The organism is Acetivibrio ethanolgignens (assembly GCF_001461035.1).
Classification (GTDB): Bacteria; Bacillota; Clostridia; order Lachnospirales; family Lachnospiraceae; genus Velocimicrobium; species Velocimicrobium ethanolgignens.
Genome location: NZ_LNAM01000057.1, coordinates 43,598 through 63,578 on the forward strand (window position 1 = coordinate 43,598; position 19,981 = coordinate 63,578).

19 protein-coding genes are annotated in these 19,981 nt (G+C 42.2%); 16 read left to right on the forward strand and 3 right to left on the reverse strand.

Annotated elements, in window-relative coordinates; all coding sequences use genetic code 11:
• The first annotated feature begins 12 nt into the window (after window positions 1-12).
• Window positions 13-981 carry an acyltransferase family protein gene (locus ASU35_RS03925; RefSeq protein WP_058351755.1) on the forward strand — a complete coding sequence of 323 codons (969 nt, stop codon included), beginning with the start codon at window positions 13-15 and terminating at the stop codon, window positions 979-981.
• On the opposite strand, the gene udk is transcribed toward ASU35_RS03925, so the two are convergent.
• Entirely contained in the window at window positions 976-1,587 is a 612-nt protein-coding gene (gene udk / locus ASU35_RS03930; protein WP_058351756.1) for a uridine kinase, read from the reverse strand. The two genes, ASU35_RS03925 and udk, sit on opposite strands and share 6 nt — an antisense overlap.
• Window positions 1,588-1,713: 126 nt before the next feature.
• Between udk and ASU35_RS03935 the strand changes: the two genes are divergently transcribed.
• From ASU35_RS03935 to ASU35_RS03995, 13 genes are all read left to right on the forward strand, one after another.
• Window positions 1,714-2,418 carry a GNAT family N-acetyltransferase gene (locus ASU35_RS03935; protein WP_058351757.1) on the forward strand — a complete coding sequence of 235 codons (705 nt, stop codon included), beginning with the start codon at window positions 1,714-1,716 and terminating at the stop codon, window positions 2,416-2,418.
• Window positions 2,419-2,554: 136 nt separating this feature from the next.
• On the forward strand, window positions 2,555-3,358 hold the full coding sequence (locus tag ASU35_RS03940) for an SDR family NAD(P)-dependent oxidoreductase (RefSeq protein ID WP_058351758.1): 804 nt from the start codon (window positions 2,555-2,557) through the stop codon (window positions 3,356-3,358).
• Window positions 3,359-3,469: 111 nt separating this feature from the next.
• Window positions 3,470-4,243: a class I SAM-dependent DNA methyltransferase gene (locus ASU35_RS03945; protein WP_058351759.1), complete on the forward strand. Its 774-nt coding sequence runs from the start codon at window positions 3,470-3,472 to the stop codon at window positions 4,241-4,243.
• Between the two features lie 27 nt (window positions 4,244-4,270).
• The gene (gene hslO / locus ASU35_RS03950; protein ID WP_058351760.1) at window positions 4,271-5,149 is read left to right on the forward strand and encodes an Hsp33 family molecular chaperone HslO; all 879 of its coding nucleotides are present in this window, start codon (window positions 4,271-4,273) and stop codon (window positions 5,147-5,149) included.
• A 95-nt stretch (window positions 5,150-5,244) separates the two neighbouring features.
• Window positions 5,245-7,866, forward strand: coding sequence for an SH3 domain-containing protein (locus ASU35_RS03955; protein WP_058351761.1), 2,622 nt, complete (start codon window positions 5,245-5,247; stop codon window positions 7,864-7,866).
• A 14-nt stretch (window positions 7,867-7,880) separates the two neighbouring features.
• Window positions 7,881-8,432, forward strand: coding sequence for a histidine phosphatase family protein (locus ASU35_RS03960; RefSeq protein ID WP_058351762.1), 552 nt, complete (start codon window positions 7,881-7,883; stop codon window positions 8,430-8,432).
• An 86-nt stretch (window positions 8,433-8,518) separates the two neighbouring features.
• A complete protein-coding gene (locus ASU35_RS03965; protein WP_058351763.1) occupies window positions 8,519-8,896 on the forward strand; it encodes a GntR family transcriptional regulator in 378 nt (125 codons plus the stop codon).
• Window positions 8,897-8,898: 2 nt separating this feature from the next.
• Window positions 8,899-9,459 carry a UvrB/UvrC motif-containing protein gene (locus tag ASU35_RS03970; protein WP_058351764.1) on the forward strand — a complete coding sequence of 187 codons (561 nt, stop codon included), beginning with the start codon at window positions 8,899-8,901 and terminating at the stop codon, window positions 9,457-9,459.
• Window positions 9,452-10,483: a protein arginine kinase gene (locus tag ASU35_RS03975; protein WP_058351765.1), complete on the forward strand. Its 1,032-nt coding sequence runs from the start codon at window positions 9,452-9,454 to the stop codon at window positions 10,481-10,483. Before ASU35_RS03970 ends, ASU35_RS03975 begins: the two co-directional genes overlap by 8 nt.
• Window positions 10,484-10,502: 19 nt before the next feature.
• Window positions 10,503-12,950, forward strand: a complete 2,448-nt coding sequence (locus ASU35_RS03980; RefSeq protein ID WP_058351766.1) for an ATP-dependent Clp protease ATP-binding subunit — start codon at window positions 10,503-10,505, stop codon at window positions 12,948-12,950.
• A 51-nt stretch (window positions 12,951-13,001) separates the two neighbouring features.
• Entirely contained in the window at window positions 13,002-13,421 is a 420-nt protein-coding gene (locus tag ASU35_RS03985; RefSeq protein WP_058351767.1) for a hypothetical protein, read from the forward strand.
• Window positions 13,414-14,796, forward strand: a complete 1,383-nt coding sequence (gene radA, locus ASU35_RS03990) for a DNA repair protein RadA (protein ID WP_058351768.1) — start codon at window positions 13,414-13,416, stop codon at window positions 14,794-14,796. The genes ASU35_RS03985 and radA overlap by 8 nt, the downstream gene beginning before the upstream one ends.
• Window positions 14,797-14,810: 14 nt before the next feature.
• A complete protein-coding gene (locus ASU35_RS03995; RefSeq protein WP_058351769.1) occupies window positions 14,811-15,137 on the forward strand; it encodes a hypothetical protein in 327 nt (108 codons plus the stop codon).
• A gap of 4 nt (window positions 15,138-15,141) precedes the next feature.
• Here ASU35_RS03995 and ASU35_RS04000 read toward each other — a convergent pair whose 3' ends face one another.
• Window positions 15,142-15,702, reverse strand: coding sequence for a hypothetical protein (locus ASU35_RS04000; protein WP_058351770.1), 561 nt, complete (start codon window positions 15,700-15,702; stop codon window positions 15,142-15,144).
• 11 nt (window positions 15,703-15,713) lie between these two features.
• A complete protein-coding gene (locus ASU35_RS04005; protein WP_058351771.1) occupies window positions 15,714-18,113 on the reverse strand; it encodes a bifunctional diguanylate cyclase/phosphodiesterase in 2,400 nt (799 codons plus the stop codon).
• A gap of 140 nt (window positions 18,114-18,253) precedes the next feature.
• Between ASU35_RS04005 and ASU35_RS04010 the strand changes: the two genes are divergently transcribed.
• Both ASU35_RS04010 and ASU35_RS04015 read left to right on the forward strand, forming a co-directional pair.
• Window positions 18,254-19,282: a LacI family DNA-binding transcriptional regulator gene (locus tag ASU35_RS04010; protein WP_058351772.1), complete on the forward strand. Its 1,029-nt coding sequence runs from the start codon at window positions 18,254-18,256 to the stop codon at window positions 19,280-19,282.
• Window positions 19,283-19,304: 22 nt separating this feature from the next.
• Window positions 19,305-19,883 carry a xanthine phosphoribosyltransferase gene (locus ASU35_RS04015; protein ID WP_058351773.1) on the forward strand — a complete coding sequence of 193 codons (579 nt, stop codon included), beginning with the start codon at window positions 19,305-19,307 and terminating at the stop codon, window positions 19,881-19,883.
• Window positions 19,884-19,981 lie beyond the last annotated feature (98 nt).

Below are 19,981 nucleotides of genomic sequence, written 5' to 3' on the forward strand. Positions count from 1 at the left end.
GATTTATATAACATGGAACGCGACTATCATTTTGATAATTATAAAGCTTTTTTAATTTTATTAGTGGTAATTGGACATTTTATTTATCCGTTGCAGGAAGCTGTGAGTTGGACTCAGTATCTGCGGAAGGCAATCTTTTTATTCCATATGCCGGCTTTTATTTTTATCTCAGGATATTTTGCAAAACACAATGATTGGGAAAAGCTGGTAAAAAAATTTTTAGTTCCATATGTGATAATGCAGTTAGCAGTCTTTTTTATCCGGTTTCTTACACCTTTGAAGGACAGTAGATTTACTCTGGTTCAACCCTACTTTACCTTATGGTTTCTTCCCTGCTTGTTTTTCTGGCGGTTACTGATAGAACCGCTTTCCAGGGTGAAGGGAATTATCCCTTTCAGCTTCCTGGTAGGAATCCTAGCTGGTTTTGACCCTAAGATTGAGGAAATCTTTTCTTTATCACGAATGATTTGCTTCTTCCCGTTTTTCATTATGGGATATCGGTTCAATAAGGAAGCATTTCAAAGATATGCAAAAAGAGGAGAAGTAAAGGTAGCATCACTGGTAGGAATTATATTGATATTTGTAGTACTGGTTGGTTTTGCCCCTTACATTGATATGGAAAATTTTCTGTTTAGAGGTAGTTATACGCCAGAGCATCCATTCACAGGAGCGATTATGCGATGTGGACTTTATGCTGGAGGATTAGTACTTACTTATTTGTTTATGGTGCTTCTTCCCTTGAAAAAATGTCCGCTTTCCTGGCTGGGAAAGAAAACTATGAGTGTTTATCTTTTTCATGGGATTCTGGAACGAATATTTGAAGAAAGCCCCCTGGTTCCTTATTTTGAGAGTACCGAGGGGGCTGTCATAGTTATTTTATTTTCCGTACTTTTGACTTTTATCCTTGCAGGAAAGCCGTTTTCATCGCTGGCAGAAAAAATGGCGAGCCTGCCAATAGAGGGGTTAGTAAAGAAACTATAAAAATGCTTTAATTCTTTCAATCAGCATCTTTATAGCGACCTCATTCATACCGCCTCGGGGAATGATAATATCAGCATATTTCTTTGTTGGCTCTACAAACTGCTCATGCATTGGCTTTACAGTCTCACAGTATTGGGTAATGACAGACTGAAGACTGCGGCCACGCTCCTCTACATCCCGGAGAATGCGGCGGATAATCCGCTCGTCGGCATCTGTGTCGACAAAAATCTTAATGTCCATCAGATTTCGAAGCTCTACATTTTCAAAAATTAAAAATCCCTCAACGATAATCACCTTGGCCGGATGAATAGTCGTTGTTTCCTTAGCCCGGTTATGGATGGCATAATCATAAATCGGCTCTTCAATGGATTGACCGGACTTTAAGGTTAGTATATCCTGAATCAGCCGTTCGGTATCGAAAGCAGTAGGATGGTCATAGTTTAATTTACATCGTTCTTCAAAGGGCATATCATCATGAGCCTTATAATAACAATCGTGGCTGATAAGCTCTACGCTTCCGGCAAATTCTTCCTTTAAGCGGTTAGCAACGGTGGTTTTTCCGGAGGCAGAACCGCCGGCAACTCCAATAATTACAATATCATGCATAGGAAAGCTCCTTCCAAAACAGTTTTACTGTAAATTATTTTAGCATAGCAGTGGACATGCCGCAAGGAGTTGTTTCTTTTTTGTAAAAAATTTGCTAAAATAGGTATAAAAGAAAGGAAGGATATTATGACAATCGAAGAAAAAGCGTTAAATTATCTGGAAAAGGATACATTGGCCCATATTGATATGATAGAGGTCATCAAAAGAGGCTTTGCAGATATACATTATGCAGGAGATGACGGTGTGGCAATGGCAGAAAAAAAGGGTGGTGTGCAGTATTTGTCTGTAACGCATCCAAAGGCAGGAGAACGGCTTTTATCCTTTTTTAATGAGAGAGTGCCTGTGATGGTACATCAGGATTTTTTGGCAGACCGGGCAGTTGAAAAGCTTAAACTAGCCGGGTACAATAAATGCCGTGAATTTACCTATCTGAAAAAGGAAAAGACCTATACAGAGGTAGAGGGAATTGAGATTTGCAAGCTTTCTATGGAGTGGCTTGATAAGGTGTCAGAGATTTACCATCTGATAGATAATCCAGAATATATAAGGCTTTTACTGGAGGAAGGTGTTATGCACGGAGCCTTTATTGAGGGAGAGCTGGCCGGCTTTATCGGCATGCATACAGAAGGCTGCATGGGACTTTTGGAGGTGCTGCCAGAGTACCGCCGCAGGGGAATCGGAGAAATCCTGGAGCGGTATATGATAGACTGGAATCTGGAAAGGGGCTTTGTACCGTTCTGTCAGGTGTTTACAGATAATGAGGCATCCCTAAGGCTACAGGAAAAGCTGGGATTAACACCTTCTGACAAATACCTGTGGTGGGTATATTAAATGAGAAAAGGTTGGCTGAAAAAATAATGAAATTCGGTTGATTTCTGTTCTTAAATGAGATATATTAAAAATACACCTGTCTCACATTTGCTTTGAGTGTGGCAGAATGTGGAAATAAAGAAGGAGGAATTGTATTATGGACAGATTAAAAGATAAGGTTGCTATTGTTACAGGATCCACAAGTGGAATAGGCATCGGTATTGCAAAGCTCTATGCTGCAGAAGGGGCTAAAGTAGTTATCTGTGGACGCAGGGAAGAAAAAGGCCAGGCTGTAGTAGATGCAATTGTCAGAGAGGGCGGAGAGGCCTCCTTTCATTTTATGGATATTACTGATCCGGTCAGTGTTGAAAAGCTTTTTTCTGATACCGCTGAAAAATACGGAAAAATTGATGTTTTGGTTAACAATGCTGCCAATGTGGCATTGAAGGACGGCCGTGTAGATGAACTAACCTTGGAAATGTGGGATGCTATTTTTCAGAGTGATATGCGTGGTACTTTTTATGCTACCAAGTGTGTGATTCCCTATATGGAAAAAAATGAAAATGGCGGTTCTATCGTCAATATCGGTTCTATGGCTTCCTGTGGCGGTGACCTTGGTTCTACTGCTTATGCCTGTGCAAAGGCTGGTGTCGATATGTTGACAAAATCTACAGCTCTTCAGTATGGAAAGAAGAATATCCGCTGCAACTGTGTCCGTCCTGGCCTGATTGTCACACCACAGAATGAAGCACATGTGCCACAAGCTCTGAAGGATATTTTCTTAAGTAATATTATGGTAAACCGTTATGGGTGTCCGGAGGATATCGGATATCTATGCGTATATCTTGGTTCGGATGAGAGTAATTATGTAACAGGACAGGTTATGACAGTAGATGGCGGCTTGAATGCCCATGTTTCTACGGTTGCCCAGTTTAAAGAACTGAGCTCCCGTACATGGTAAGAGCCAAAACAGTGTAAGATGAGGCAGGAGGCCTTTAGTCTCCTGTCTTTTTTTCGCTTTACAGAAAAGGCAGTTTCGTATAAAATAGAAAGATAGAAAAGAGGTTTTGCTATGGAGGCCTATACCGGATTTGCACAGGTGTATGATGAGCTCATGGATAACATTCCCTATGAGAAATGGGGTAGCTATCTTTTAGGACTTTTAAAGGAATATGGTGTTAACAAGGGACTGGTGCTGGATATGGGCTGCGGCACCGGGAGTATTACAGAGCTTTTACATGAAGCAGGCTATAACATGATTGGTATTGATAATTCTGAGGATATGCTGTCGATTGCCCGGGAAAAGGCAATGGATAAGGGAATGGATATTCTCTATCTTTTACAGGATATGCGGGAATTTGAGCTTTATGGTACGGTAGCTGCTATTGTCAGTATCTGTGACAGTATGAATTATATTACAGAGGAAGAGGAACTTTTAGAGGTATTCCGTCTGGCTAATAACTATCTGGATCCAGGCGGGCTCTTTATTTTTGATTTGAATACACCATATAAGTATGAAGAGCTTTTGGCAGATAATGTAATTGCAGAAAACAGAGAGGATTGTGCTTTTATCTGGGAAAACTATTATGATAGGGAAAACCGGATAAATGAATATGATTTAAGCATCTATGTAGAAGAGGAGGAGGATTTGTTCCGCCGTTACAGTGAGGTGCATTATCAGAAGGCGTATCCGTTGGAGCTTGTAAGGAAGCTTCTTGAAAAAGCAGGGATGGAGTTTGTGACGGCCTATGATGCCTTTACAAGGGAGCCGCCTAAGGCAGATAGTGAACGGATTTATGTAATTGCCAGAGAGAAAATGCAGGAAGGAAAGCTTTATCTTTCTTAAGAGAATGCAGAATAGAAAGGGAAAATTATGAGTGATTATATTGTAAGAGCAACGGCAGCGGATAATCAGATTCGTGCCTTTGCAGCAACGACAAAGGAGCTGGTAGAGCGCGCCAGAAGTGTGCATAATACAAGTCCGGTGGCAACAGCAGCACTGGGGCGTCTTCTCACAGCAGGAAGTATGATGGGAGCAATGATGAAGGGGGAAAAGGATATACTTACCCTTCAGATTAAGTGCAGTGGACCTATCGGAGGCTTGACAGTAACCGCTGATAGCAAGGCCAAAGTAAAAGGCTATGTGAATAATCCGGAGGTAATGCTTCCCCCAACTAGTAAGGGAAAGCTGGATGTTGGCGGTGCCTTAGATTTAGGAATTTTAAGTGTTATTAAGGATATGGGCTTGAAAGAGCCATATGTAGGGCAGACTCAGCTGGTTTCCGGTGAAATTGCAGAGGATCTGACCTATTATTTTGCAAGCTCTGAGCAGGTACCTTCCTCTGTGGCACTGGGAGTTCTGATGAATAAGGATAATACGGTGCGGCAGGCAGGAGGCTTTTTAATTCAGCTGATGCCTTTTGCAGAGGAGCGGGTAATTGCCGGACTGGAAAAGAAGATTGCGGAAATTCATTCCATTACAGAACTTTTAGATAAAGAAATGAGTCCGGAGGCGATTTTGGATTATATTTTAGGTGATTTTGGTCTGGAGATTATGGATACGGTAGAGACTTCTTTTTACTGCAACTGTACAAAGAAACGTGTGGAAAAGGCTATTGTAAGTATTGGAAGAAAGGATATTCAGGAGATGATTGACGATAATGAGCCAATCGAAGTAAACTGCCACTTCTGCAATACCAGCTACCATTTTTCTGTAGAAGAATTAAAGGAAATTTTAAAACGGAGCCACTAAAGTAAGCAAGGAATTTCGAAAGAATGACATAGATATGACACAGGAGTAGAATAAAATCTGGAGTATACTGGAAAAGATACGAGGGAGGCAGACAAATGAAGAGAAAAATGGTAATGGCAGTGTTGCTTGCAGTTGGACTTACCGGCATCTGTCAGTTTTCCGATAACGTAGGAGTGACAATACCGTATACAGCCTATGCGGCAAATGCTGGTACAGTGACAGGAAGCAGCTTGAGAGTCCGCACCGGAGCAGGTACGGATAAAGCAGCCTTAACCTATAATGGAAGCAGTGTAATGCTTTCCAAAGGAACAAAAGTTACGATAAAAAAAGCAGTTGAGGAGGGAGAGACAACCTGGTATCAAGTATCCTTTTCCTATTCTGGGAAAACTCTGACAGGATATGTGTCTGGTGATTATGTGAAGGTAACAGAGGAGACAGACGACAGTAGTAGCAAAGCTACTGATAGTACAAGTACCACAGCAGCTGCCAGCTTAAATGCACCGGCCAGGGTGATGGCAGACAGTCTAAACGTGAGAAAAACAGCCTCTACCAAAGGAACAAAGGTGACTTCTTTAAAGAAGGGTGCAAGTGTAAAGGTTTTAAAGGAAAAGCTTGTCAGTGGGAAAAAATGGTATTATATTTCCTGCACGGTTAATAAAAAGACACAAAAGGGCTATGTATTGAGTGATTATGTCAGTCTGACTCTATCAAAAAATCTGGCTGGTACGATTAACAGCTCTTCTGCTGTTAAGATAAGAAAGGGAGCCGGTACAGACAAGCCATATTTAAAGGTGAGTGATAAGACAGTATCCTTAAAGAAAGGTACGGATGTTGTGGTAAAAAAGGAAGCAGTTGATACAAAAGGAAACAAATGGCTGCAGATTTCCTTCTATTATAATAATAAGCTGTATTCCGGTTATGTGAATGCAGAAAAGATAAAGCTTTCCGGAGTAATTACTGTGACAGGTAAGGTTACTGGTACCGATGCCCTTAATGTGCGGGTAGCAGCTGGAACAGATAAAAAGCAGCTTACCTATGGAAAGACGGCAGTGAAGCTCAAGAAAGATACCAGCATTAATATTCTGGGACAAACGGAGGTAAAAGGAACTATATGGTATCAGGGAAGCTTTTCTTATGAAGGGAAGACCCTGAAAGGTTTTGTATCTAGTGATTACATCAAGATAACCCAGACAACAAATGTACCTGCATCTATAAAGAAGGCTGCTGATGGAGAAACAGAAGAAAAGCCGGATGCAAATACCAATACTGATGATACCAATACTGATAATACCAATACCGATAATGCGAATACTGACAATACGAATACGGATACCAGTGAGGTTACAGATACCAACCCTGGTATGGAACAGCCGATGTCAAGTGTAGAGTTTGAAGCCTATATGACAGAACAGGGCTTCCCTGAGACTTATAAAAATAATCTCAGGGTACTTCATGAAAAGCATCCAACTTGGATATTTAGGGCATATCAGACAGGGCTTGACTGGGAAACTGTCATTACCAAGGAGTCTAAGGCAGGACTGAACCTGATTAGTAAAAATAAGGCAAATGGCTGGAAATCTTACGCAGAAAAGGCATATGACTGGGCAACAGATACCTTTATTCCATATGATGGAAGTACCTGGGTTACAGCATCGACAGAAGCTATTGCTTATTATATGGATCCTAGGAACTTTCTGACGGAAAGAGCGATATTCCAGTTTGAGGCTCTTGAGTACCAGAGCGAATACGAAACAGTAGATGGCGTAGAAAAAATTCTTGCTAATACACCGTTATATCAGAAGACTTTTACCTATATAGATGATGTAACAGGAGAAACAAAGGAAATTACCTATGCACAGGCCTTTATGGATGCGGCGGCAGCTTCTGGTGTTAGTCCATATCATTTAGCTTCCAGGGTGAAGCAGGAGGTAGTCATTGGAACAACGAGCTTAAGCAGCTCTGTAAGCGGCATGGTTTCTGGCTATGAGGGATATTATAATTTTTACAATATTGGGGCAACCCATAGTACTCAGAGCGGTGGAGCTGTTGCTAACGGACTCGCCTTTGCCAAAGGAGATTCCAGAACGACGGCAGCAGGAAAAATTGAATATCTGATTCCATGGGATAACCAATATAAGGCTATCGTAGGTGGAGCAAAATATATTGGAAAGCAGTATATTAACCGTGGACAGAATACGATTTACCTGCAGAAGTTTAATGTAACAGCGACTTCGACCTACAGCCACCAGTATATGGCCAATGTGGAAGCGGCTAATTCAGAAGCTACGAAGCTGTATAATGGCTATGTTTCTATGCTTGACAGTATGCCGATTGTATTTAATATTCCGGTATATCAAAATATGCCGGAAAGTGCAGCGGGTACACCAGGTATTGTACCGAGCCCGAATAACTGGCTGAAAATGCTGAAACTTGGAAACTACAGCCTAATGCCGGAATTTAGTGCAAAGGACGGAGGTAAAGTAGCGTACTCGCTGAATTTGACGGGTTTAACAGACAGCAGTCTTTTACTTACTGCTGTTCCGGTATCCAGTAAGGCGGCAGTAGAAGTAAGACTTTTGGTAAATGGAAACGAAAGCAGTCTTGGAAATGGAACTACAGCTACGATACCAGTGAATACAGGAACCAGTGAACTAAAAATTGTTGTTACAGCTGAAACAGGTGTAACCAATACGTATACAATTACAATTATAAAATAGCAGGAAGGCACAGTATGAGAATTGGATTAGTCAGGCATTTTAAAGTGCATTGTCCCCACAAAAGAATGATGACATCGGAGGAATTCAGAGAGTGGTCAGAGCGTTATGAGCATTCCCGGGTAATTAAGAAGCCGGTGGAGATGTATGGTATCGAATGGGATATCTGTTACTCTAGTGATTTGCCGCGGGCAGTAACTACGGCCCGGGAGGTTTACAGCGGAAATATCTATTTTGATAGGCTGTTGCGGGAGGTGGATAATGCACCCTTTATTCACTCAGAAAGGATTCGCCTGCCTTTTGAAATATGGCATGTCTGCGGGCGGCTGGCTTGGCTGTTCCGCTCTAAAAGCCAGCCGGAGTCGATTCAGGGAACCAGAAGACGGATTAACCAGTTTCTGGACCAGATTGACTGGTCAAAGGAAAATGTGCTGATTGTGTTTCATGGATTTATGCTGTATAATTTCCAGAGGGAGCTTAAAAAGAGAGGCTTTGAAGGAAAGACAGTTCGGCACGTAAAAAATGGATATCTCTACGAATATGTAAGAGAAGATGCAAAGAAAAGATAGAAGTAACGGACCGGTTAACCTTGCAAACCGGTCCGTTGTGTGTTATAGTATCTGTATAACAAATATAACTGTAAGGTGGTGATAATGTGCTTGTTACGATAGATTTTAACAGTGAAGAAGCAATCTATGTGCAGCTTAGGAATCAGATTATCATAGGAATTGCTGCAGAAGAGATCCAGGAGGGGGACAGCCTGCCATCCGTGCGGGAGCTTGCTGACAATATTGGAATTAATATGCATACAGTAAATAAAGCCTACAGTATATTAAAGCAGGAGGGATACCTGAAGCTGGACCGGCGTCGGGGAGCAGTTATCGCTGTTGATGCAGATAAGCTTCAGGCAAAAGAAGACATGGCAGAGGCTATGCGGGTAATTATGGCTGAGGGCATCTGTAAAAATATATCCTGCCAGGAAATTCATGAGCTGGTGGATCAGGTTTATGCAGAATTTAAAAAGGAGGGATGATAATGCTTTGCGATAAGTGTCATAAAAGAGAAGCAAAGGTATACTATACAGAAATCATAAATGGAGAGAAAAAGGAACAGTATCTGTGTGAGGAATGTGCAGCAAAGTACACCTCCTTTCAGATAGAAAAGGCTTCCTCGGATAGTGGTCTTGGCGGTCTTTTGAGTAGCATTTTAAGTAATTATTATGGAGAAAAGTCAAAGGCTCCGGCATCGAAAGAGGCTACGATGGTGTGCAAATCCTGTGGCATTACCTATCAGGAGGTATTGGAGGCAGGAAAGCTTGGCTGTGCAGACTGTTATAAAAGCTTTGGGGAGATGATTGAGAGAACCCTGCGTCAGATACAGGGGGCAGACACTCATATCGGTAAGTCTCCGACAGCCTTTTGCGGTGAAGTGAAGAAGGAAAAGAGGATAAAAAAAGAGCCTCCAAAGAAAGAACCGGATATGCTGGAAAAGCTTTCTTTCCAGCTGCAGCAGGCCATTGAACGAGAAGAATTTGAGGAGGCTGCAAGGCTCAGAGATGAGATTCGGGCATTAAAAAAGGAGGTAAGGGATGCTTAAATGGTATGACGAAAATGGTGAATTTACCGATGTTGTGATATCCAGCCGCGTCAGGCTGGCAAGAAACTTAAAGAAGTATCCTTTTTCTACCCGTTTATCCCAGGAGGGAGCAAAGGCTTTAGTAGAAGAGGTAAGTGGAAAGCTAAAGGATGCAAAAGGTGAGGATGGCACTCTTTTAGCCTGCAGCTTGGATACAATGGATGATGTAGAAAGAACAGCGATGGTAGAGAGGCATATTTTAAGTCCGATGCTTGCAGAAAAAAAGCAGTCAGCGGGACTTTTGATGTCGGAAAATGAGGCTATCTGTGTTTTAATAAATGAAGAGGACCATCTGCGGATTCAGGGAATGGCCGGTGGTATGAACATACAAAAGGCCTTTGAGAGAGCTAACCGCATTGATGATATGGCAGAGAAAGCAATGGAATTTGCCTATGATGAAAAATATGGATATCTTACCTCCTGCCCGACCAATGTAGGAACCGGAATGAGGGCTTCCTATATGATGTTTTTGCCAGCATTGGGAGCGGCAGGTAAGATTAACCGTCTGGCTGATGAGGTCGGAAAGTATGGAGCTGCACTCAGAGGTATGTATGGTGAGGGTACCGAAGGTACCGCTAATATTTATCAGATATCGAACCAGAAGACATTAGGAAGCTCCGAGGAGGATATTATAGAAAATCTCAATAATATTGCTCTGCAGGTGATACTTCAGGAGCGAAAACGGAGAGAATATGTACTGATGAATAATTTTGAGGTTATTGAAGATCAGATTTACCGCTCCTATGGAGTACTAAAATATACGCGGCAGATTGGAGCAAAGGATGCCATGACTCTTCTGGCACAGATAAAGCTGGGCTTTGATACCGGTATTTTAAAGAGTAATGAGCCGGTTAATATTTTCCGTATGATGATGGATATTCAGCCATCGAACCTGCAGTGCCGTCTGGGGAAAAATACAGGCAGCATGAAACGGGATAAGGCGAGGGCGGCATATTTGAACCAGAACCTGCCTAAGCTGTTATAAATAATAGGAGGACAAAACAGTGTTTGAAAATTTTACAGATAATGCAAAAGAAGCTGTGGAAAATGCTACAATGATTGCATATGAGCTTTCCCACAACTATGTAGGCACAGAACATCTTTTGATCGGTCTTTTGTCTTCACCAGGAGTGGCTTCCAGAGTCCTGGAGGAAAATGGTGTAGAAAAGGAACGTCTTTTGGAGCTGATTCAGCAGTTGATTGCTCCGAATACCAATGTTGGAACTGCAGAAAGAGATAATTTTACACCACGCTCCCAGCGGATTCTGGGACAGAGCTACCGGGAGGCAAAGCGTCTCGGCTCTGGTATGGTGGGTACAGAGCATCTTTTAATTGCCCTGATTAAAGAGCAGGACTGCATTGCGGTACGGCTTTTGAATACGCTGGGGGTTAATGTACAGAAGCTTTATGTAGATTTGATGACAGCAGTCGGACAGGATGTTGGAGCTGCGAAAAACGAATATATGGCAAATAAGGGTAAGGGAAAAGGAAGGTCCAATACACCTACCCTGGATCAGTACAGCCGGGATTTAACTGCTCTTGCAAAAGAAGGGAAACTGGACCCGGTTATTGGACGGGAAAACGAAATACAGAGAGTTGTCCAGATACTAAGCCGGCGGACGAAAAACAATCCATGTCTGGTCGGTGAGCCGGGGGTTGGAAAAACGGCAATCGCAGAAGGACTTGCCAGCCGTATCGTAGAAGGTAATATCCCGGATACGATTAGGGATAAGAGGCTTTTGACCTTGGATTTATCCGGTATGGTAGCAGGCTCTAAGTATCGTGGTGAGTTTGAAGAGAGGATTAAAAGGGTTATCAGCGAGGTTACGAATGATGGCAATGTGCTTCTCTTTATTGACGAGCTGCATACAATTATTGGTGCCGGTGGTGCTGAGGGGGCTATCGATGCCTCCAATATTTTGAAACCATCTCTGGCCAGAGGTGAGATTCAGCTGATTGGAGCAACGACAAGAGAAGAATACCGTAAATACATTGAAAAGGATGCCGCTCTGGAGCGAAGATTCCAGCCGGTATCTGTAGAGGAGCCTTCGGAAGAGGAAACGGTACTGATTCTTAAGGGCCTTAGAGAAAGCTATGAAAATCATCATAAAGTAACGATTACAGATGATGCTCTGACAGCTGCGGCTAAAATGTCTGCCCGTTATATCAATGACCGTTATCTGCCGGATAAGGCCATTGATCTGATTGATGAAGCAGCCTCTAAGCTACGTCTGTCAACCTATACCGTATCTCCAAAGATAAAGGAGTTAGAAGAGTTAAATGCCCAGCTGGAGAAGGAAAAGGAAGAAGCAATTAAGACTGAGGCCTATGAGGAAGCAGGCGAGCTTAAAAAGAAGCAGCTACAGAACCTTGAAAAAATTGAGAAAATGAAGGCGAAGGATGAAAAGGAGAAAAGGGAAAAGATTCTCTATGTGACAGAGAATGAAATTGCAGATATTATTTCTTCCTGGACAAAGATACCGGTAAAGAAGCTGGCAGAAGAAGAGAGCGAGCGGCTGATGAAGCTGGAGAGGATTCTTCATGAGCGTGTTGTAGGTCAGGAGGAGGCTGTAACGGCTGTTGCGAAGGCTATCCGCCGGGGACGTGTAGGCCTTAAGGATCCGAACCGTCCGATTGGCTCCTTTTTATTCCTGGGACCAACAGGCGTTGGTAAAACCGAGCTTTGCAAGGCTCTGGCAGAGGCAATGTTTGGCAGTGAAAATGCAATGATTCGTGTTGATATGTCCGAATATATGGAAAAGCACAGCGTTTCTAAGCTGATTGGGTCCCCTCCTGGATATGTGGGCTATGATGAAGGTGGGCAGCTGAGTGAAAAGGTAAGGCGGAACCCATATTCCGTGATTCTTTTTGATGAGATTGAGAAGGCACACCCGGATGTATTCAACATTCTTCTGCAGGTACTGGATGACGGACACATTACCGATGCCCAGGGACGACAGGTCAGCTTTAAAAATACAATTATCATCATGACCTCTAATGCAGGTGCTGAGAGAATTATTTCACCAAAGACGATGGGCTTTGCCTCAGCAGTTGATATGGAGGCTGATTACAAAAAGATGAAGGAAAGCGTTATGGAAGAGGTAAAGCGGCTCTTTAAGCCGGAGTTTATCAACCGTATTGATGAAATTATGGTATTCCATCCGCTGACGAAGGAAAACATCCGTGAAATCGTAAGCATTATGCTGAAAAATATCAGTAAGAGAACCCAGAGTCAGATGAATATTACCCTGAAACCGACGGCTGGAACCATTGACTATCTGGTAGAGAAGGGATACGACCAGAAGTACGGTGCAAGACCACTTAGGAGAGCAATCCAGACTCAGATAGAGGATAAGCTGGCCGAGGCCGTTTTGGAAGGAAATGTAAAATCAGGAGATACAGTTTCTGTACGATTAAAAGGAAAAGAAATTGTATTTTCAATTAAAGAGTAGTATAATAAAGTATCAAAAACACAAAAGCACAGTAATAGGAGGATAAAAGTAATGGCAGTAGTAGAAGGACTGATTCGCAAGGAGGATAACCAGACATTAAGCTTTGGAGATTATACATTAACCACAAAAACCAAGCTTTCTGATTTTGAGTTTGAGGGAGACTTGTATAAAATCAAGACTTACGATGAAATTACAAAGCTTGAAAAGAATGGAATGTTTGTTTATGAATCTGTTCCTGGAACCAGCGTTTTTAATTTTAAGCAGACAGAGGAGGAAACCACATTTACCGTAGAGGGAAAAGAGGATGCACAGATTACTCTGGAGCTGGAGCCTGAGCAGGAGTTTGAGACCTTTGTGAATGGAGAAAGCATGGGTATTATGAAAACCAATCTTGGCGGTAAGCTTATGCTGAGTGCTTCCCTGGAGGAGAATACAGCTGTTATCATGAAGGTAGTTAAAGTAAATGGCTAAAGTAAAGCAGATATTTTTTTGCAGGGAGTGCGGGTACGAATCCAGTAAGTGGCTGGGACAGTGCCCGGGCTGCCGGCAGTGGGATACTTTTGTGGAGGAGCCAGTGTCAGCGAGGACAGGAAGCTCAGCAAAAAATGGAATGACAAAAAATGGAATTTCAGCCGGAGGTCGCAGGCCGGAGCCTTTGTCCAATGTGGATATGAAGGAAAGTCCGCGGATGCTTACCGGAATCGGTGAGCTTGACCGGGTACTGGGCGGTGGTATTGTTGTAGGTGGTCTGGTGCTGGTAGGAGGAGATCCGGGAATTGGAAAATCTACACTTCTTTTACAGATGTGCAGACAGCTTGCTGCTAACCAGATAAAAGTATTATATATCTCAGGAGAAGAGTCTCTACAGCAGATTAAAATGCGTGCGGAGCGTTTAGGGGGCTTTAGCGGCGAACTTTTTTTATTTAGTGAAACGAATCTTGATATTATTGAAGAGACGATTAAAGAGCAAAAGCCTTCTGTAGTAATTATAGACTCGATTCAGACCATGTTCCGTGAGGATATTTCATCTGCACCGGGAAGTGTAAGTCAGGTACGGGAAACTACAGCGACCCTGTTGCAGCTGTCTAAAAATTTTGGGATTTCTATTTTCATTGTTGGTCATGTAACTAAGGAAGGTACTGTGGCGGGGCCGAGAGTACTGGAGCATATGGTTGATACTGTACTGTATTTTGAAGGCGATAGCGGAGCTGTATACCGAATACTTCGGGCAGTGAAAAACCGTTTTGGTTCTACCAATGAAATCGGAGTTTTTGAAATGAAAGGGAATGGACTCTGGGAGGTCACAAATCCTTCAGAGTATATGCTTCAGGGAAGACCGGAAAAGGAAGCCGGCTCCGTGATTTCCTGCTCTGTCGAAGGAACTCGGCCGATTTTAATAGAGGTACAGGCACTTATCTGCCGGACCAGCTTCAACTTTCCAAGGAGAACTGCTGCCGGAGCAGATTATAATCGTGTAAATCTTTTGATGGCAGTAGTTGAAAAACGTCTGGGAATATCTATGGGAGACTGTGATGCCTATATTAATGTTGCCGGTGGTATGCGGATTAATGAGCCTGCCCTTGATTTGGCTTTGATTGCAGCGATTATTTCCAGTTATCGGAACCAGCCTCTTGGCAATCATGTGATTGCTTTTGGCGAGGTTGGACTGACCGGTGAGGTAAGGGCAGTAAGCCAGGCAGAGCAGCGGGTAGCCGAGGCAGCGAAGCTGGGCTATGAAACCTGTATTCTTCCAGCGGTTAATGCTGCATCTCTGGAAAAGGATTGGCATGGGAAAATCCAGCTGGCTGGTATAAGGAACATAAGAGAACTGCTTAATTATATTTAAGAGAGGGGATACAGATGTCGCAGGAATTAAAAGAAAGTACGCAAAAGACCCTGGAACGGTTTCGTAGGGAGCAGGAGCAGCTTGAGAAGCTCGCTTTTGATACCTTGAACCTTTCGGATACTATATGCAATACTGTGAAAAGGGCGATAGCCTTTCTTGAACAGGAAGAAAAAGAAAAGGCACTCCTGGATACCAGGGAATGCCTTATGTCGGTACTGGAACAGGCTGCTATATTAAATGAAACCAGTCACATCAGTGAAGCAGCCTTTGCAGACCAGATTCAGAATCTGGAGGCCATTCAGATGGCAGTTGATTTTCTATGCTGTGAATGGGAGAATTAGGCTATTATAAAAGGCTTGCCAGCAGCTGTTGGGTTGTAGGATAATAAAGAGATGGAAGCTGCTGATTTCTGGAACCATAGTTTTTTAAAGCAAATAAAGCACAAATATCTTCATATGTCTGGCGGGAATATTTACATTGGAATATTCTCGCTATTTTATTGAAGGAAATTGGCGGAATACTATAACCCCAGGACGAAATGCCATCTAAGGCCTCCAGGCGGTTCAAAGAGGACGGAGTAATGGTATAGGATTTTCCATTGTCCCTATTGGTAGCAGTTAAAATAACAAACTGTGTTTCCGGATCCAAATGGAAGGAAAGCTCGCAAAGCTGAGAGGAATCGTCACGAATACCCAAATCCTTTAAGATATTCAGCTTGATGTGAATAGAATCTAATTCATCCAGGCGAACGGTGGATAAATCATCATGCCGGATAATGCGAATTAGTTTGTCAATACTGTCCTGGTTTAAAACGTCGCTATCAAACTCTTCCCTGCTTTTTGATAGAAAGTCTACCAGAGTATCAATTTCCTGCTGGTTTAATAAAGAAAAATTAGTATCATTCATAAAAATGCCTCCTATTTTGTAAATTTAGCAAATTCTTCAAAAGAAGAAATATCAACAGGTTTAGAATAGTAGTAGCCCTGGGCAACAGAGCAACCGGAAGCAAAAAGAAAATCAGCCTGCTCACCGGTTTCCACGCCTTCCGCAACAATCTGCATCTTTAACTGTCTGAGCATAGAAATCGTATTGCGGATGATAACACGGCCATTTTCCGAAGAAGTACTTTCATTTAAGAACTCCCGGTCAATTTTAATAACATCTACCGGGCTGTTTTTTAACATATTAAGAGAGGAGTAGCCTGAACCAAAATCATCCATGGATAATGTAAAGCCCTGCTTTCTAAGCTGCTCCATAATCTGATATAAAGTGTCCAGATTACTTACAAAAGCACTTTCTGTAAATTCAAGCTCCAGCATCTCTAAAGGAATATCATATTTATGTACAAGGTTTGTAATCTTATCACAAAGCTCCGGAACAAAAATATGTACCCTGGAAATATTAACGGAAATAGGAATCAAAGGGTAGCCTCGATCCTTCCAGCTGCGAATGACCTTACAGGCTTCTTCCCAGACATATTCATCAAGCTTAACAATAAAACCATTTTTTTCAAAAAGAGGAATGAACAAATCCGGATGAATAATGCCCTTCTCAGGATGAAACCAGCGAACCAGGGCTTCAGCACCAACAACTTCGGAGGTACCAATATTACATTTTGGCTGCAAATAAATGGAAAACTGTCCATTTTCAAGAGCACCAGCCATTTCATTTTCGATACGGCTTTCTATCAAAAGCTGTTCACGCATTGCATTGTTGTAGAATGCATAATTGGTCAGATTGCTTCCTTTGACTGTACTTAATGCCATACCTGACCAGTCTAGTAAGGTGCTCAAAGAGGTTTCTGAATCGGCCAGGCAGACTCCAAAATATGGTGTCAGGTTAAAATTAATCGGAAAAGCTTCTACATGATAGGTAATCCGGTGAATCAGATCCAAAATCTCATCCTCTGAACTATGTTTTGTGCAGATGCAGAAAACATCACCCATAAGGCGGCCATATCCATCTTCTGAGGAAACTTGGTCATGGAGAAAAGAAGCAATAAAGCGAAGCAACTCGTCGCCCCTGCTAGAGCCAAACATATCATTGACCATCTTAAAACGGGCGATATCAAAGCGAATCAAAGCGTATTGACAGTCAGGATTTGAACTAATCAGATGCTTTGCCCGGGAGGAAAATGCAAATTCATTATAGATACCGGTCAAAGGGTCAAAAATAGCACGGCTTTGCAGGGTCTGAATGGTTGTATCCGTAGCCTCTGCCAGCTGTCCCACCTCGTCCTTAGAAGCAGAAGCCAGGTGTACCGAATAATTTCCCTTAGCAAGCTCCTTTGTGGCAATGGTAATCTTCTCTAAAGGCTGGGTTATCAGCCTGGAAATTGTCGAGATAATAATGGTGAATAGCAATATGCTTAAAATAAAAATAGCAATAATCTGTAAAATTAGAGGAAGAATCCTCGTTATGACATAGGAACGCTCGGCTACAGCTACCATAATCCAGTCTGTACCACGTACTGCAGTGGCATATCCTAAATAATGATTTTTATCCTTTTCATAACGGAAAAGGCCGTAAATTTCATTATCTGTGTCAGAGCCTTCTAGACGTTGTACCAGACCATTTGCTTCCGGTGCCGGCTGCAAAAGAAGCTCCTTGTTTGGATTTGAGACAAAATTTTTATTGGAATCAATCACCATGGTAACAGAATTAATTTCTGTGGTACTGGACTCAACAATATCGTGAATAGAACTAAGACGAAGGTTTAGTGCTAAAACACCAAGGGTTCTTTGGCTGACAGTATCTGTGATCGGAATAACAACAGCAGCAACCGGCTCATCATTGTACAGGCTGATAAAGGGATCAGAAATAAATGCCTTTTTGCTGGTCAAAGCCTCATCGTACCATGGACGTTCAGAAATATGCCACTGGGTTCCACTTCTAGCCCAGTCGGAGGCTGTATTGCCAAGACCGATTCCACTGTCAAAATCAGCAATCCATACCATATTGATACTTTCTGAATCAACAGAATAAATATTATCCAGCATATCTATAAGCTGATAATAGTAAGGATTTGTTTTAGGATTATTGCCGAAGGTAAGTGTCTTCATATAACGCTCCAAAGTATAGGAGGCACTTTCGCTGGAAACGGTTACCATATATTTTGAAAAATAGGAAGAAAGACGGTCACAACTAGAGGTTGCTTCCGTACGTAGCTGCTGCAAGGATAACTGTGTCATAGCATTGGTAATAGCCCAGATACTAGTACTTGCAACCAGAATAAGAATAACAAGCATCGGTGTAATGGTGCAAATCAGAAGCTTGGTATTTAACTTTTTAATATTATTGAAGTAGCGTTTAATCATAGGTATGAAATCCTTTCCAATAGGTATCTATATTTTACCACTATTTTGGAATTTGGTAAATAAAAAGTTGCAGTTATGGTTGCGAAAAAGGAAATTAATAATTATAATAACAGATAGGAAGATAAGATGAGGAAAAGGAAATGGGAACAATAACGATTAAGGATATCGCTAATATTTGTGGTGTAGGAGTTACGACAGTATCTAGGGCAATTAACAACCACCCGGATATTAACAGAGAAACAAAGGATAAAATTATGGCAGTGATTGAGGAATATAATTATGTGCCTAACAACAGTGCCAGGAATCTCAAACGGCAGGAGTCCAATACAATTGCTGTATTAATCAAGGGTATTAATAACCCGTTTTTCAGTCCGATGATAACAGTATTTGAGCAGGCTGTGCAGGAAAAAAAATTTACCTTTTTCCTGCAGCGTGTCGAAGAGGGGCAGGACGAAGTTGATGTAGCAATTGCTTTGGCAAAGGAAAAGCGTCTGAAGGGAATTATTTTTCTGGGAGGCTATTTTTCTCATGCTCGTGGGAAGCTGGAGCAGCTGACTGTACCCTTTGTTCTGAGCACCATCAGCCTGCAAAGTAGTGAGGATACCATGGAGTATGCTTCTGTATCGGTAGATGACCGCCTGGAGAGCTACAGGATGGTGGATTATCTGATTAAGCAGGGACACGAAAAAATTGCAATTATCTGTGCTCCGGCTGTGGATGAAAGTGTTGGAGCCTTGCGTTTAGAGGGTTATCGACAGGCCTTTTTGGACAATCATCTGCCAGTTTGTGAGGAACTGATTTTCGTCGGTGATTCTATGAAGGACCGCTATTCCATGGCAAATGGTTATGCAGTTATGAAGGATATTTTACAGTCAGGAAAAGAATTCAGTGCAGTATATGCGATTGCAGACAGCCTGGCTATCGGTGCCTGTAAGGCCATACTGGAGAGTGGAAAGACAATACCAGGAGACTACTCTGTAGCTGGCTATGATGGAATTGAGTTCGGAAGTTATTATAATCCTTCCATTACGACAATCCGCCAGCCTGTTGAAAAGATTGCAGAGGAGACAGTAAGGATTTTGTTTGACCTGATGGAAGGGAAGGAAACCAAAAAGCATTGCATTTTCCCAGGTGAGCTTTTGGCAAGAGGATCTACAAGAAAATTATAAATTAACATAAAGGAGAGCATGTATGGAACTTTTAAAGGAACGTATCCGAAAGGATGGAAAGGTAAAGGAAGGAAATGTACTGAAGGTAGACAGCTTTTTAAATCACCAGATGGATGTAAAGCTTTTTATTGAGTTTGGAAAAGAGTTTAAGAAGCGTTTTGCAGATTGTGATATAAATAAAATACTGACAATCGAAGCATCCGGTATCGGGGTGGCATGTATCGTAGCCCAGTATTTTGATGTACCGGTCGTATTTGCAAAAAAGAACCAAACCAAGAATATCGCAGGCGACACCTACACCAGCCGTGTAGAATCCTTCACTCATGGAAAAGTCTATGATATCCTTGTATCCAAGGAATATCTTCGTCCGGAGGATAAGGTGCTTTTAATTGATGACTTCCTGGCAAATGGAGCGGCTCTGTTAGGCTTATCCAAGCTTGTTAAGGATTCCGGTGCGACTTTAGTAGGAGCTGGTATCGTTATTGAAAAGGGCTTCCAGGATGGAGGAAAAATCGTAAGAGAGTCTGGTGTCCGTGTAGAGTCCCTGGCGATTGTAGATGCGATGGACGAGAAGACTGGAACTGTTGTTTTTAGGGAGTAAATTTTGGTTTAACGCATTAAAATAATTTGATATTGTAACTTCTTTTATACAGCAGACAGGTTCTGCAAAGTTTTGCTTGCGATAGCTCGCTCCTTCTC

What these genes read in the sequence shown, in the direction of transcription:
- ASU35_RS04010 (WP_058351772.1), top strand. Translation starts at nt 18,254, where the DNA reads ATGGGAACAATAACGATTAAGGATATCGCTAATATTTGTGGTGTAGGA.
- ASU35_RS03995 (WP_058351769.1), top strand. Translation starts at nt 14,811, where the DNA reads ATGTCGCAGGAATTAAAAGAAAGTACGCAAAAGACCCTGGAACGGTTT.
- ASU35_RS04005 (WP_058351771.1), bottom strand. Translation starts at nt 18,113, where the DNA reads ATGATTAAACGCTACTTCAATAATATTAAAAAGTTAAATACCAAGCTT.
- radA (WP_058351768.1), top strand. Translation starts at nt 13,414, where the DNA reads ATGGCTAAAGTAAAGCAGATATTTTTTTGCAGGGAGTGCGGGTACGAA.
- ASU35_RS04000 (WP_058351770.1), bottom strand. Translation starts at nt 15,702, where the DNA reads ATGAATGATACTAATTTTTCTTTATTAAACCAGCAGGAAATTGATACT.
- ASU35_RS03970 (WP_058351764.1), top strand. Translation starts at nt 8,899, where the DNA reads ATGCTTTGCGATAAGTGTCATAAAAGAGAAGCAAAGGTATACTATACA.
- ASU35_RS04015 (WP_058351773.1), top strand. Translation starts at nt 19,305, where the DNA reads ATGGAACTTTTAAAGGAACGTATCCGAAAGGATGGAAAGGTAAAGGAA.
- ASU35_RS03960 (WP_058351762.1), top strand. Translation starts at nt 7,881, where the DNA reads ATGAGAATTGGATTAGTCAGGCATTTTAAAGTGCATTGTCCCCACAAA.
- ASU35_RS03935 (WP_058351757.1), top strand. Translation starts at nt 1,714, where the DNA reads ATGACAATCGAAGAAAAAGCGTTAAATTATCTGGAAAAGGATACATTG.
- udk (WP_058351756.1), bottom strand. Translation starts at nt 1,587, where the DNA reads ATGCATGATATTGTAATTATTGGAGTTGCCGGCGGTTCTGCCTCCGGA.
- ASU35_RS03940 (WP_058351758.1), top strand. Translation starts at nt 2,555, where the DNA reads ATGGACAGATTAAAAGATAAGGTTGCTATTGTTACAGGATCCACAAGT.
- ASU35_RS03985 (WP_058351767.1), top strand. Translation starts at nt 13,002, where the DNA reads ATGGCAGTAGTAGAAGGACTGATTCGCAAGGAGGATAACCAGACATTA.
- hslO (WP_058351760.1), top strand. Translation starts at nt 4,271, where the DNA reads ATGAGTGATTATATTGTAAGAGCAACGGCAGCGGATAATCAGATTCGT.
- ASU35_RS03945 (WP_058351759.1), top strand. Translation starts at nt 3,470, where the DNA reads ATGGAGGCCTATACCGGATTTGCACAGGTGTATGATGAGCTCATGGAT.
- ASU35_RS03925 (WP_058351755.1), top strand. Translation starts at nt 13, where the DNA reads ATGGAACGCGACTATCATTTTGATAATTATAAAGCTTTTTTAATTTTA.
- ASU35_RS03955 (WP_058351761.1), top strand. Translation starts at nt 5,245, where the DNA reads ATGAAGAGAAAAATGGTAATGGCAGTGTTGCTTGCAGTTGGACTTACC.
- ASU35_RS03975 (WP_058351765.1), top strand. Translation starts at nt 9,452, where the DNA reads ATGCTTAAATGGTATGACGAAAATGGTGAATTTACCGATGTTGTGATA.